Raw genomic sequence first — 14,228 nt, 5'->3', positions numbered from 1 at the left:
CAACGAGGCTTTTAACTCTTTACCCAAATACAATAAATAGCATTGAAACTGTTAAATAGATCAAATTTCACACACAATTGTAAGCGATTACATTGTTGCGGTGGTAGAGTTAAGATCTAACTATATAAATAGGTCTTGTGATGTTTCAATTAATCGGACAACTCAATAAAGTCTTAAAAATTAGTGTATTCATGATGACTGCATTAATGATTCTTATAAGTAGTTGTGATGTGAACTCAACTTCTACTAACAATACTCAAACAGGTTTGAGTATTGATTCGGATAATGATGGAGTGAATAATTCCATTGATTTATGCCCAAATGATGTTGGCCTGTCTCAAAATAACGGATGTCCGGTAGCTGTAACACCAATTGATACTGACAAAGATGGATTAAATGACGATGTTGACCAATGTCCAACTGAAATAGGTTTACCCCAAAATAACGGATGCCCGGTAGCTGTCACACCAATTGATACTGACAAAGATGGATTAAATGACGATGTTGACCAATGTCCAACTGAAATAGGTTTACCCCAAAATAACGGATGTCCAGCAGATATTGTGCCTGTCGTCGATACTGATAATGACGGAATATACGACTCTGTTGACCAATGCCCTGATGTAATAGGCACGATGCTGAATAATGGTTGCCCTGAAGTCACTGCACCTGAACATTCCTGCACAAGCAATGAGGTGAAGGCTGTATTCGCGAAATCAGATAACAATTGTTTGTTTTGTCACAGTGCTGTGAACTTTGGCAATATCGGTGGAGGGCTTGATCTAGAGTCAAATGATTTCGGTTTGAAAATGTTAAATCGTTCATCGGTTCATGGTGGTATTGCGTGCGAAAATGAAAAATTAATCGACCCTTTAAATGCAGATAACTCATTATTATTAAAACTGATCAACCAAGATTTATTTGACACGCTTGCCAACTCAAGCTGCAACAATCGAAACCCAATGCCTCTATTAGATAATGAAGATTTTAATTGTGTGCAAAGTTGGGTCAATGACTTAGTTGATACCACTGCTATTCCTACTGAAAACGAAGATATTATTTATGAGTTTGAGCCAGTCAGTGCGGCTGAAGCGATCATGAAAGCCAAGTATGTTTTAAGTGGGGCAGCGGTTACAGCAGCAGAATTTAATCAAGTGAATATTTCAGGGACAGGCTTAGATAAAACCGCATTAAAAAATGTAATCCAAACATGGCAAGAAAGTGACATTTATAAACAAAAAATACAACGTTTTATGGATTTTGCTTTACAGCAATCGATAGCACCTTTGAATAATGGGTATGGCAATATATTTGGAAATTTTGTTGCAGGTACATCGGGTCTTCCATTTGCGAATAACCCCGATGAAAAGGGGTCGTCTTTGATGACTTCTAATTTAAAAAGTATGGCAGGAAATTTAGCTTGGGACTTAATCGAAAATGACGATGACTTTTCTAAAATAGTGTCAACAAGTCATTGGAAAGTAACCACTGCAATTTTAGTCGCCTTTTCTTATATTGATGCTGAATCAAGAGGTGAAAGATATGTTGATAAATTTGCCCGTTTTGAACATCTAACGCCAGAAGATTACAACGATTGGCGTTATGTTGAATTTCAATCCACTGCTACGCCGGTTGATTATGCAAACGATGCTCAACTTGCTAGCAACATGCGCGCAATAAAACAAAATGATGTAGTACAAATGCGCTATCCTCGTGCAGGATTTTTTACTATGCCGACATTTTTAGAGCTTTGGGAAACCAATGAAGGCAATAAATTTCGTGTGACGGTGAATCAAATTTTAATATCGGCTTTAGATGCTACTTTTTTTGAAAGTGATGCCACAGCACATTCAAAAAGTGCAGAGGCTTCAATTGATTTAGAGCATGCCGACCCATCCAGTGCTTGCTATCAGTGTCATAGAAAAATGGATCCGATGACTAAAGTTTTCAGTAATGCGTTTAGTATAAATTATCATTCCAAAGAAGTGAGCACTGAACTTCAACCGAGTTTTACATTATTAGGTGTGCAGCATGAAATTAACACGATTCAAGATTTTGCAAAGTCCTTAGCTGACCACCCTAGATTTGCAACTGCCTGGTTACAAAAATTATGTATGTGGGGAAATTCAACTCGATGCAGTGAATCAGATCCTGAATTTATTCGAATTGCTGCAGACTTCAAAGATAACGGATTTAAATTTAATCGATTGGTTAGGGAATTTTTTAGTTCCGCGTTATTTACAGGTGCAGAAAATTTAAAAGCACACGAAGATCAAAAATTTATAATCAGTCGCGCTCGTTCTCAACGTTTTTGTGATGCAGTGAATCAACGCATTATTCAAATTAGAGACGTTGCTCCAGATACTGGTCAGCCAATGTGGATTTGTACAAATAATGACGATATTGGGACCGTTCCAAAAGACGCATTTGATCGTGCTGAACGGGACTTTATTACGAGCACAAAAATAGGAGTATTAGATGCAAAGTCAATTGATGTTGCCTGTGCAAATGCGGCAAACCGCGCTTATTGGCGTGTATTTGGCAAAGACGCTACCTCACAAGAGTCAGTCACCCGGGCTGTTGAATTGTTAATGGGGGTGCCAAATGGACATCCACGTTATCAGAGTTTGATTGATGGATTACAAAAAGTATATGACATCCAAACCAATAATAATGTTTGTAGTGAGCAAGATGCATTTAATCAAGATTCGGTGTCGTGCGGGTTTAACGGTAATCATCAAGCAGGTATTGAAGCAATGTTTTTTGCTGCCTGTACATCACCAGAGCTATTAGGCGTTGGCTTTTAATTAAGGGTTATGAATATGAAAAAGCAAATTGATCGACGTAAATTTTTAATTAAAAGTGCATTATCATTTGGCTCGTTACGATTAAAGTCTTTAGTGACAGGCATACCTTTGGCTGTCTTGGCGTCACCGCGTGCGTTTGCAGCAGGAGCTGATCATAAATTTTTAATTATGAGTCACTTTCAAGCTGGAGACCCAATCAACACAAACGGACCAGGTACTTACCCTTTAAACCCTAACGATCAAAATGATCCACTGCGCTTAATCACTCATCCAAATGTGGATGGATTTAAGACACCTACTTCAGTGAGTTTTGGTGATAAACAATATTTAGCAGCACAACCATGGTCAACATTACCGCAAGATTTACGCGACAGAATGGGGTTATGGCAACATGGTACATTTGTTAATGCACATGCTGATTTTCCAAAAACCATGCAACTAAATGGCGGTGTGAGTGGTATTGGTGATTTATCAAATTCATCGGAACAGCTTGGCGCTATGATCGCTCAAGAAATGGCTACGAATTTAGGGACAGTAATTGATGAGCCTATGTCTTTAGGTGGTACAGCAGTTAGTAGTCGAAGCATTCGATTACCAATTTTAAAACCTATCGCCATAAAAGAAATGTTTCAATCTAGTTTTCCTGATTTAGAAAAAATGATGAGACTGAGAAATCATTTTGTCGATACAACCTATAAAGATGTAAAACTTAATGGAACACCTGCCCAAAAAGAATTTTTAGACACTATGATAACGACAAGGGGGCAAGCGCAAAGTGTTGCAGATAGTATTGGAACATTAACCGATGGCGTCACAGGGAACGACCCTATTGATCAAATTAAAATGATATTAGCGCTTATTCAAATAAAAATGTCACCAGTATTTACATTTGGTATTCCATTTGGTGGCGATAATCATACAGATGTAGGCTTAGCTCAAGAAGTGGCACAAACAAATTCAGGCATGGTATTAGTTAATACACTATGGACTGAAATTAAAAAATTAGGGTTGGAGGATGATGTGGTATTCGCTACGTTAAATACATTTGGTCGTACATATTTGGAAGATAGTTTAAAAGGTCGGGATCATAATAGTTTGAATCATTCAATGATGGTATTTGGTTCAACTATTAAACCTGGTGTGATTGGTGGAATTGAACCGCACATAAAAAATGGACAGGTAGTCGATTTTAAATCCAGTTCAATTAATTCAGTTACGGGTACAACTGAAGGGCAAACAGATATTCCTTTGGAAGAATCTTTAGTTTCTGTAGGTAAAACGTTATCAAAAGCGGTCGGCATGGATGAACAAAGAATTCATGAAAGAATTAGTAAGGGAAAAATTATAACAGGAGCGTTAGTCTAGAGTTGCAAGTGGTCCAATTTAAGGATCGATTTATTACCATTTGAGTAACTAAAAATACGCTATCTATTTAGATCAAATCCAAAAGTGTACAGATCTTTGTAAAAAGATTTTTCTTTTGTGCAAATTCATATTTTGTACTGTATGTTGTATCATTTAGTATTTTAGTATTTTAGTATTGCATGTTGTAGCAACTATTAAATTTTATTTTTTAATAATTGATTCGTTCTTAAACGGATTTTATTGTAATTATTGGATCTATTTTTAATACAGGATTAATAATTTTTTCAAATCATCCATAATGAATTTACTAAAAATGCTTAAAGCCTTTAAGCGCTTAGTTACTTCAACCTCATTGTTACAGATGAAAAAAAAGGAGCCTGTGCTCCTTTTTGATTATCCGTTTGTTCGGATGTATTTTTCAATTATTTCTTTTTTAGGATGATCTTTTATCCATTGAGCAAAAGATTTAACTGTCTCAAAATCGTCTTCGCCTAGCTGTGACATATACTGCCCTTCTTTTAATGCTTCAAAATGTTGCTGCTTGATGTTTTTTTGCCAAGGGTCAGTCATTATTTGAGTTAACTTATTTTGAATGTCTAGCTCATTTAATAATTCCCATTCACCGGAATCTAACCATGCATCATCGCAATGACTACACACATCTACAAAATTTTCATGATCGACTGAGATTTTAAATTTAAGCATGATTTTTGAACATTTTTGGCAAACTAAAGCTTTTTTATTATCTTGTGCATCTACTGCTACCGCTGCGCTTTTTGTTATGCTAGAAACCGAGGAGTTCTCACGCCAGTTTCGATAATTTAATAAATCAAGATGCACTCCATTGCATTTTACGCATTGTCTTGCAGGTAACATAGAATCTAATTTTATGGGTTTTAATACTGTGCTTGTACATTGATAACAATTCATACTTTTCCTCAAATGCCTTTTGATAAGAAAATAAAATAGCATTATTTTTTGCAAAAAAAAAGGAGCAAAAGCTCCTTAATATATTAAACCAATATTTATCTTTTTGCTTTCATCGCATCAAAAAATTCATTGTTTGTTTTAGTAGGTTTTAAACGGTCAATCATAAATTCAATGGCATCTACATCTTCCATATCGGCTAATAATTTTCTTAAAATCCAAATACGTTGTAATTGCGCAGGGTTAATCAAACGGTCTTCACGACGTGTACCAGAACGACGAATATTGATTGCAGGGAAAATACGTTTTTCAGCCACTTTACGATCTAAGTGCACTTCCATATTACCTGTACCTTTGAATTCTTCGTAGATCACTTCATCCATTTTAGAACCCGTATCAACCAATGCTGTTGCAATGATCGACAAGCTGCCGCCTTCTTCGATATTACGTGCCGCACCAAAGAAACGCTTAGGACGTTCAAGTGCATGTGCATCTACACCACCGGTTAATACTTTACCTGATGATGGAACAATCGTGTTGTAAGCTCGAGCTAAACGCGTGATCGAGTCTAATAAGATGATCACGTCTTTTTTGTTTTCAGCTAAACGTTTGGCCTTTTCGATAACCATTTCAGCCACTTGTACGTGTCGTGTTGGTGGTTCATCAAAAGTTGAGGCAACCACTTCGCCGCGTACTGAACGTTGCATTTCGGTTACTTCTTCTGGGCGTTCATCAATTAATAAGACAATCAAAAAACACTCAGGGTTGTTATGAGATATTGCTTGAGCTATAGACTGAAGCATAACCGTTTTACCAGTTTTTGGAGGAGCGACGATCAAACCACGCTGGCCTTTACCAATTGGAGATGCTAAATCTAAGATACGCCCAGCTAAATCTTCAGTTGAACCATTGCCTGATTCTAGCGTTAATTGTTCTTCTGGGAATAATGGTGTGAGGTTTTCAAATAAGATTTTGTTACGACGGCCGCCGTTTGGTTCGTGGTTAATTGCTTCTACTTTTAGTAGTGCAAAATAACGTTCGCCTTCTTTAGGTGGGCGGATTTTACCTTCAATCGTATCACCCGTTCGTAATGAGAAACGACGTATTTGACTTGGTGACACATAAATATCATCTGGACCAGCAAGGTAAGAACCCTGTGCAGATCTTAAAAAACCGAAGCCATCTTGTAATATTTCAAGTACGCCTTCACCGTATATATCGGATCCAGTTTTTGCGTGTTTTTTTAATATAGAGAATATGATGTCTTGTTTGCGACTACGACTGATGTCGTCTAGGCCAATCTCTGTGGCAATTTCTTGAAGTTCAGGTACGGTTTTTTTCTTAAGATCTTGTAATTTCATAGATGAGTGCTGTTAATTAGATATAATTGAGGGATATTTAGTATGCAAGTGGTTGCGCCCATTTTAGGTAGATTCCTTTGACTCATTATTAAACGCCCGACACAATAATTAAATTTTTCATAATAGATAGAACAATATTAAACATGGAAAATTATAACCTAGGGGGGAATTTAACGATTAAAACCTAAAGAAGCCGTCGAATGACGAAACTAAACAGATGTTGTAACTATAGAAGGCTTTTTTTTTCATGTCTAGTCTAACTTGGAAAATAATAGGTTTTTTTTTAAATTGTTGTGAATAAAATCATTAAAAGCGATGCAATGGATCATTTACTGAGAAATATTATGGGAATGAAGCTCAATATAATAATAAGCATCCTCGGGGCAAGTAATAAGTTCGCTGTTAATTCCTAATTTTCTTGCGGCTAATACATTAGGCATATTGTCATCAAAAAACAGGACATGTTGCGCCTTGCAATGTAACTGTTTAAGCATCATTGAAAATATTTCGCCACTGGGTTTCATCACACCCATTTGATGGGACAAAAATAAATGTTCGCAATGTTGATAAATATTAAAATTATTTAGAATTTTTTGATAATGCATTGGGTTGGTGTTGGATAAAATTGCAACGTTAAATTGTGATTTTACTTTTGAGAGTACTTCTTCGGCGCGTTTAAATGGAGTAATTATGATTTGATCAAATAATTCTTTAAATTGTTGATCGGATATTGTCAGGTTTAATGCAGTTTTAGCTTGGGAGATAAATACATCGGTGGAAATTTTGCCTGTCTCATAATCATGAAAACAAGATTCGCGTTGCCATAACTCAAATACATCTTGTTTAGATAATTGTTTGTCATTTAACTGTTTGTCATTTAACTGTTTGTCATTTAACAATGTACGCACAATAGATACCCACTGATCTTGAATAAGTACACCAGCGATATCAAACACCACATATTTAATCATAATGATTGTTCAGCCATTGGTTTGCTTGATTTTGGAATTCCCCATTGATTGTTAATAAATTGAAATTCGGGCACATTTTGATTATTTTCATCTAAAAAATCTTTTGCCCAAATTAAATATTTTAACAACATGCCATATTGATCCCATTGCAATGCGTCAACTTGTTTTTCAAAAAGTCGAACGGGCAATACTTGATAATCAAATCCATTTTCTTTTAATTCACGTTTAACAAACGATAAATAATATCCAGCTTGTTTAATATTTGTTTTGTTATGTATTTTTTTTAGGGTCACTTCTAATAATGCCCCACCAGATTGTTGTAAATCACGTTGATTTGAAATGAAATTACCAAGGCTGTATGCAAGCAAAAACTCTTTTTGATTGTCTTGCTCTTTTTGCCAAATCATTGGTTGTACAACATGAGGGTGTGAACCAATAATAACATCTACTTTTGACTCTATTAAAAATGCCGCGACATCCTGCTGATATTTTGAAATGTCAGTTTGGTATTCGTCCCCCCAGTGGATATAAACAATAATACTGTCGGCATTTAATTTTTTAGCCTTGCGAATATCTTTGCGCATTTGATCGAATTTTATGCGTTTAACTTGTTGGGTAAAGACTGAATCAATGCCATTGGTAGCAAAGGTGTAATTTAAAAAAGCCAAATTCAATCCATTTTTTTCAATCATTAATGGTACATTTTCATCGTGATCGGCTTTAGTTTTATAGGTTCCCGAATGGGTAAAATTCATTTTATCAAGTTGATTAATGGTTCGATTAACCCCGCGTTGCCAGCGATCATTGGAGTGATTATTTGCAAGCATAACAATATCAAATCCGCTGGTTTGTAATTGTTTTGCAAACGATACAGGGCTTGAAAATTGAGGAAACGCAGCATAGGGTTTACCACCTAGTGTGGTTTCTAAATTTATAATAGCGATGTCGGCTTGTTTGATGATTGGTTCAAACTCAATGAAGTTTTGATCGTAATCATAGGTTTTGCTTGTTTGGTTATAAGCAGAATTAAACTGCGCAGCATGTTGCATAGCATCACCTGCAAATAACAACGTGACTTCGTAACTGGGTTCCGCTTTTTTGCTTACCTCTTTTGAAATAGAATCCGTATTTTTTGTTTTAAATAACGGATTAGATTCATCTACAGGTGCAATGATGGCTGCATCTGGCAAGCCGTTGCTTATTGCTAAACAAGAGACGGAATTTATGATTATGCCAATACAAAATGAGGCGATTATTTTGCTTATAGTGGGTTTATTGGTGCAACTACTCAAAATCATTACAAGCCTTTTACCGCATAAATGACAGGTAAATTACGACCTAAATGTTTGTAGTCCATGCCAAAACCGAATACATAACGATCTGGACATTCTAAGCCTACATAATCGATTATTAATTCTGGATGGCTTTTTCGATCATGCTGTTTATCTAATAACATTGCGGTTGCTACACTTTCGCATTTGCCATTTAAATATTCCAGCATCCCAAATAAAGTGGCGCCTTCATCGTAAATATCATCCACTACAATGACGTGACGACCATTAATTGTATCCTGCGGTCTTACTGGCCATTGTAAATCTGCTTCACCAGATGTCGCACCGCGATAGCGCGTTGCATGGCAATATTGCATTTCTAATGGAAAATTCAGACGTTCTGCAAGATGTGCTGCAATCATTAATCCGCCATTCATCACCGTTAATAGGATGGGATTTTTGTCGTGATATTGCTCGGTGATTTTTTTTGCCATTTTATCGATGGCCAACATAATTTGCTCGCGACTAAAAATCACGTCTGCTTGTTGTAAAACGCTTTGGAATTCTGTTAAATGAGTCATTTTTTACGTATTTTGGTTATAAAAAGCTATTTTACCACTGCAAAGGCCAAGCATGAACCATCAAATCACAGTTTCTTTAATTTGGGCCATGAGCTCAAATCGCTGCATAGGCGTCAACAACACTTTACCTTGGCACTTACCTGAGGATTTACGTTACTTCAAAACGTCAACAATGAAAAAACCCATTATTATGGGACGAAAAACTTACGACTCAATTGGTCGAGCATTACCTGGTAGACCCAATATTGTGATATCACGCCAAGAGAATTTAAAAATTGAAGGCGTACATTGCGTTAATAGCATTGATAGTGCATTAACTTTGGCACAGAAGCTTATGCCTGAAGGTTTTAATGAAGTCATGATCATAGGCGGTGCACAAATTTATAATGAGGCCTTATCGTTTGCAGATCGTTTGTATATAACTGAAGTGGATACCATCATTGAAGGTGATGCTTTTATTGAAGAATTTGATATCAGTCAATTTGAGCAAACGTTTTGTGAAAAACATAAAGCATGTGAAAAAAATCCATATGACTACTCATTTTTAGTGTTTGATAAAAAAGGTGAAAAATGAGTGGGTTTTATCCTGATAGTTTTGAATTTTTAGAGGCCTTAAGTAAAAATAACAATAAACCTTGGTTTGATGAAAATCGAGAGAAGTACGAATATCAAGTTCGTACACCTGCGTTAGAATTCATCGAAGCCTTTGCGTTTAATTTATCAAGATTGTCTCCTCATTTTATAGCATTACCCAAAAAAGTAGGGGGTTCGTTAATGCGCGTGCATCGTGATACGCGCTTTTCAAAAGACAAGACACCTTATAAAACAAATGTAGGCATTAATTTTCGTCACGAAGCGGGTAAAGACGTACACTCCCCTTCTTTTTATTTACACCTAGCTCAAGACGAATGCTTTTTGGGTATGGGAATTTGGAAACCAGACAGTCAGGCTTTGAGTAAAATTAGAGATCATATTGATAAAAATCAAAAAAAGTGGGTCAGCCTGACAAGTAATATAAATGAGCCTTGGCACTTTGTTGGTGACTCGTTAGTTAGGCCGCCAAGGGGATTTGATAAAGCACACCCACTATTAATAGATTTAAAGCGAAAAGATTTCATTATTTTGTTTGGGTTAAGCAAAGACCAAGTATGCTCACCAAACTTTGCTGATGAAGCATATAAAATATTAAAACAACAAACTGAGCTTATGGCATTTTTATGCAAAGCGTTAGATGTACCTTTTTAGATGTACCTTTTTAAATGAGACAACTTTTAAATGAGAAAACCATGAAAACTTTACTTACAAGCATTGCTTTAAGCGTATTTAGCACATTCAGTTTAGCCTCAGAATTTGGCGATTATTGTTATGAATTTGAGCACAATCTTAAACAAAATCACACATTAAGAGCATTATTTATTCAGTTTGATGTGGGGCATTGTCTTGAAGTGGAATCGTTAATTGCCAAAACGAGCCGTTTGGATTTATCACAAGCGCAAATTGTAGAAGTGAAACCGTTTCAATTTATGAAAGGGGTTGTGCATTTAGATTTATCAAATAATAGCATTTCAGACATCGCAGATTTATCGCGAGCGTTTCAATTACAATCATTAGATTTGTCTAATAATAATATTTATGATTTTTCGCCACTTGTTAATATTACATCATTAACCAGCTTAAATATTGATGGTAACCCAATCAAAAAAAATGAATACAACTGCCCAACAGACAGTTCAAATAAAGCATTAACCTTTGCTTGTTTTGATGTAAGCGAATTTGAAAGTAATTTTTATGAGCAAGATGGGCAGTCAATTACGCTTACTCAACTTGAAAGTGCAGTGTCCCAAATTTTTGAAGATCGCCCAGTAAACTTTTCTGAAGTGGTGAATTTAAACGCGTTTACTATTTCTCATTCCAATTCATTAAAAATAAACATAAAAGGTCGTAATTTTGAAATAACAAATACCCAAACCTCATCAAACGCCCTTAAAATAAACGTGATGCAGTCTGATACATTATTAAAAATCGAATTTTATTCGCCATCAGGCAATGGTACGGCACGTTTTAAACGTGTAAATAATCGATTTACATTAAAGAATATTGAAAACTAAAAGAGGTAATATGGAATCGTTGGATCAATTAAGAGATCGTATCGATAAAATTGATGCTGATATCTTTTCATTAATCGCAGAGCGTTTTGAAATTACGAACCAAGTAGGAATCTACAAAGCGATGCATCAATTGCCAGCAAAAGATGAATTGCGCGAATTAAAACAATACGAGCGTATCAGCGCATTAGCCGAACAGTTCGAATTAGACCCACAAATGGCCAAAGATTTTTTAGCGGTGATTATTGATAAAGTGGTCGAAAATCATATTGATATAGCTGAGCAAATTGAATAATTACAAAATAGTATTAAGCCTCTGAACAACTAAGAGAAAAAATATTAGTTATTCAGAGTCCTTAACTATTTTGTTGACTCACAAATTTCGCAAGTTCATTGAGATCCACATTTGCCAATAAAGCATTTGTGGCAGAGCTAATCAATACTATTTCAACACTTGGTAATTCGGGTAAATCATAAATCTGTTTTTTCTGAATAAAATCAGAATCCACGGCCTGTTTTGACATAACCGTAATTGCATTCTTTTCACGAACGAATCGTTTTAATAAATGCGCATTTGCTGATTGTATTAATATATTAAATTCAATTTCATTACTTTGTAAATAATCCACAACCTGTGAATGATATTTACACGTAGATTCAAATAAAACCAACGATAACGGAAGTTGATTAAAGCACTGCTCAGAACTTGCCACCCACATACCTTGATCTTGATATAACAATACTCCCTCGTTGCTCTGTGATTGTCTAGTTACAATTGCTATGTCCAATTCACCTTCATCTAATAAACCTCGTAATTCGCCAGAGTTTTTAGTTATGACCGTAAATTTAAAATTTTGATGGATTTGTAAATATTCCAATACAGGCCAAAGTGCTGTATGCATATAATCATCAGGACAGCCAATTTTTATTTGATTTGAGCGGGACTGATTAAAACTTTCAATGGTCTGGTCGTTTAATGTAATTAAGCGTCGGGCATTGGCTGCTAATAATTTACCCTGCTCGGTAATTTCTAATCGACTGGCCTTGCGATGAAATAAAACGACATCCAATTGGGTCTCAAGACGTTTGAGTTGCATGCTTACTGTTGATTGACTTTTGTGTAATTGCATCACAGCACGGGTCATGCTGCCATTATCAACAATGGCCAAAAACGTTCTTAATAATTCTAAATCAAAATGTTTATTCATTTATATCAACCAATGTAATAATAAAATTTATAGCCATTAAACTAAGTGAATTTCACTTGATATAATCGCTTTACCTTTATGGTTTATAATTTTAAATAGTAATATATTATCGATGATTTCAACAAAACCTACTGCGTTTCCTGTGTAAAAATCTTTAGGTCCGGTTGATGGATGTTTGATGAATTTATATTGATCGGCTGCTTTTATTTTTTTAAAGCGTACCTGTTTTTCAAATAATCGAGCAAGCGGATTAATAAGTGGCCAATAAAGTGCACCAGATATCAACTGATGAATAACAGGCCCTCCTTCGTTATGTTGGGTCCATCCAGAGAAATGTGAATGCACATCTCCAGAAAGAAAAATGACATTATGAATGTTTTCATCAGTGATAAAGTCTAAAATTCTTTTTCGTTGCTTGCCTGCTTTTCTCCAATTATCGGCATTTTTAAGCTTCCCTTTTCTGTCGGCTAAAAAAGTTGTGGAGCTTGCAACAAATTTAACTTTTAATTCAGAATTTAAAAAATCACGTAATTCTAATTCTTGTTGTTTTGAAATAAATAATTCTTTAGATCGTTCAATTCTAGTGTCCAGTAAAAATACTCCCACCTCTTCAGAAAGTGTTAGTTTAGTATAATGTTTGGCAGGACTTTGATAGTCGTTTTGTCCTTTTACAAATGAAACGTCTTGTTGGTTATTGCATTTTGATGTATCAAAAATAGGTCCATGGCTTTGCATATAAGCATAAAAAGCGTTGATTCCGTTAATCACCCGGTTTTTATCATTTTTATTTCCATTGTTGAAATATTCTTTTTTACCTGTTGTGAATACATCTTCAATCTCGTGATCATCCATCAACATATAATTGGGCACATAAGGTAGTATTTGATTGACATTATCTTTATTAAAAAAATTGTAGTACTTTTGTTTTATTGAACCCTTGGAGTGATTAAATTGTCGTGATAATGCAAAAGCAGGATCATTATAAATTTGATCACCCATCCATAACATCATGTTTAATGGTTTTTTATTGTGCTCAGCCTTTGTGAAATTTAATACCTTTCCAATTCGACTATCATGCCCAAAATCATTTAGGCAGGATCCAAAACAAAATCGAATATCACATGCTCCTTGAGTATTAAATGAATAAATAGTGACATTAGACCAATCTGTTTCTAATAAATTATCTCCTTCAGAATAACTGGATTCATAACCCATTTGATATTCATATTGGCTGTCTGAATCTAAATTTGTTAATTCAATGACACCTGTATAATAAAAATTTTCATTGAAACGAAATCTTTTACCACTTTGCCAAATGTCGTTTCCTAATTTTCTGATTCTAATCCAACCACAGTTAGTTACTTTTTTTGTGGGATGGTTTTGAATACCGCACATCAATCTTGCTGTAGTTTTAGTGACCATTCCTAAAATAGGACCAATTGGTGGATTGTTAATACTCATTAGGACAACCTTTATTTTTATTAATTTGAGCTTGATTATACTTATTTGATAGTAAAAATCTTGTGACTAGTATTAAAAATTATCATTGAGATCAATATTATTGATCTGCCCATCAAATATCATCATTCGCAAAATTGTATTAAGTGGATTAGTCTCATCATAAACGCCCCT

At 35.2% G+C, this 14,228-nt stretch carries 13 protein-coding genes; 6 read left to right on the top strand and 7 right to left on the bottom strand.

Annotated features, from left to right (window positions below; all coding sequences use genetic code 11):
* Window positions 1–140: 140 nt before the first annotated feature.
* Both TYM08_RS19815 and TYM08_RS19810 read left to right on the top strand, forming a co-directional pair.
* Complete coding sequence (locus TYM08_RS19815; protein ID WP_422380888.1) at window positions 141–2,807, top strand: hypothetical protein; 2,667 nt, start codon at window positions 141–143, stop codon at window positions 2,805–2,807.
* A gap of 15 nt (window positions 2,808–2,822) precedes the next feature.
* On the top strand, window positions 2,823–4,172 hold the full coding sequence (locus tag TYM08_RS19810; protein ID WP_422380887.1) for a DUF1501 domain-containing protein: 1,350 nt from the start codon (window positions 2,823–2,825) through the stop codon (window positions 4,170–4,172).
* Between the two features lie 393 nt (window positions 4,173–4,565).
* Here the strand turns inward: TYM08_RS19810 and TYM08_RS19805 are convergent, their stop codons facing one another.
* The 5 genes from TYM08_RS19805 to TYM08_RS19785 form a co-directional block, all read right to left on the bottom strand.
* Window positions 4,566–5,102, bottom strand: a complete 537-nt coding sequence (locus TYM08_RS19805) for a hypothetical protein (protein ID WP_422380886.1) — start codon at window positions 5,100–5,102, stop codon at window positions 4,566–4,568.
* Window positions 5,103–5,197: 95 nt separating this feature from the next.
* On the bottom strand, window positions 5,198–6,460 hold the full coding sequence (gene rho / locus TYM08_RS19800; protein WP_422380885.1) for a transcription termination factor Rho: 1,263 nt from the start codon (window positions 6,458–6,460) through the stop codon (window positions 5,198–5,200).
* 329 nt (window positions 6,461–6,789) lie between these two features.
* Window positions 6,790–7,431 (bottom strand): HAD family hydrolase, encoded by a 642-nt coding sequence (locus TYM08_RS19795; protein WP_422380884.1) that lies wholly within the window; start codon window positions 7,429–7,431, stop codon window positions 6,790–6,792.
* The gene (locus tag TYM08_RS19790) at window positions 7,428–8,729 is read right to left on the bottom strand and encodes a CapA family protein (protein ID WP_422380883.1); all 1,302 of its coding nucleotides are present in this window, start codon (window positions 8,727–8,729) and stop codon (window positions 7,428–7,430) included. Before TYM08_RS19790 ends, TYM08_RS19795 begins: the two co-directional genes overlap by 4 nt.
* A complete protein-coding gene (locus TYM08_RS19785; protein ID WP_422380882.1) occupies window positions 8,729–9,283 on the bottom strand; it encodes a hypoxanthine-guanine phosphoribosyltransferase in 555 nt (184 codons plus the stop codon). Before TYM08_RS19785 ends, TYM08_RS19790 begins: the two co-directional genes overlap by 1 nt.
* 52 nt (window positions 9,284–9,335) lie before the next feature.
* Here TYM08_RS19785 and TYM08_RS19780 point away from each other — a divergent pair, with 52 nt between their 5' ends.
* From TYM08_RS19780 to TYM08_RS19765, 4 genes are read left to right on the top strand one after another with little or no spacing between them, the layout of a single operon-like run.
* Window positions 9,336–9,857, top strand: coding sequence for a dihydrofolate reductase (locus TYM08_RS19780; protein ID WP_422380881.1), 522 nt, complete (start codon window positions 9,336–9,338; stop codon window positions 9,855–9,857).
* Window positions 9,854–10,528: a DUF2461 domain-containing protein gene (locus tag TYM08_RS19775; protein ID WP_422380880.1), complete on the top strand. Its 675-nt coding sequence runs from the start codon at window positions 9,854–9,856 to the stop codon at window positions 10,526–10,528. The genes TYM08_RS19780 and TYM08_RS19775 overlap by 4 nt, the downstream gene beginning before the upstream one ends.
* A 41-nt stretch (window positions 10,529–10,569) precedes the next feature.
* On the top strand, window positions 10,570–11,391 hold the full coding sequence (locus TYM08_RS19770) for a leucine-rich repeat domain-containing protein (protein WP_422380879.1): 822 nt from the start codon (window positions 10,570–10,572) through the stop codon (window positions 11,389–11,391).
* Window positions 11,392–11,401: 10 nt separating this feature from the next.
* Window positions 11,402–11,683: a chorismate mutase gene (locus TYM08_RS19765; RefSeq protein WP_422380878.1), complete on the top strand. Its 282-nt coding sequence runs from the start codon at window positions 11,402–11,404 to the stop codon at window positions 11,681–11,683.
* A 61-nt stretch (window positions 11,684–11,744) separates the two neighbouring features.
* Here TYM08_RS19765 and TYM08_RS19760 read toward each other — a convergent pair whose 3' ends face one another.
* Both TYM08_RS19760 and TYM08_RS19755 read right to left on the bottom strand, forming a co-directional pair.
* Entirely contained in the window at window positions 11,745–12,596 is an 852-nt protein-coding gene (locus tag TYM08_RS19760; RefSeq protein WP_422380877.1) for a LysR family transcriptional regulator, read from the bottom strand.
* Window positions 12,597–12,632: 36 nt separating this feature from the next.
* On the bottom strand, window positions 12,633–14,057 hold the full coding sequence (locus TYM08_RS19755) for an alkaline phosphatase D family protein (RefSeq protein WP_422380876.1): 1,425 nt from the start codon (window positions 14,055–14,057) through the stop codon (window positions 12,633–12,635).
* Between the last annotated feature and the right edge of the window lie 171 nt (window positions 14,058–14,228).

The organism is Marinicellulosiphila megalodicopiae (genome assembly GCF_045862395.1).
Classification (GTDB): domain Bacteria; phylum Pseudomonadota; class Gammaproteobacteria; order Pseudomonadales; family Natronospirillaceae; genus Marinicellulosiphila; species Marinicellulosiphila megalodicopiae.
The sequence above is the reverse complement of the archived record's forward strand: the minus strand, read 5'-3'. Positions and strand labels throughout refer to the sequence as shown.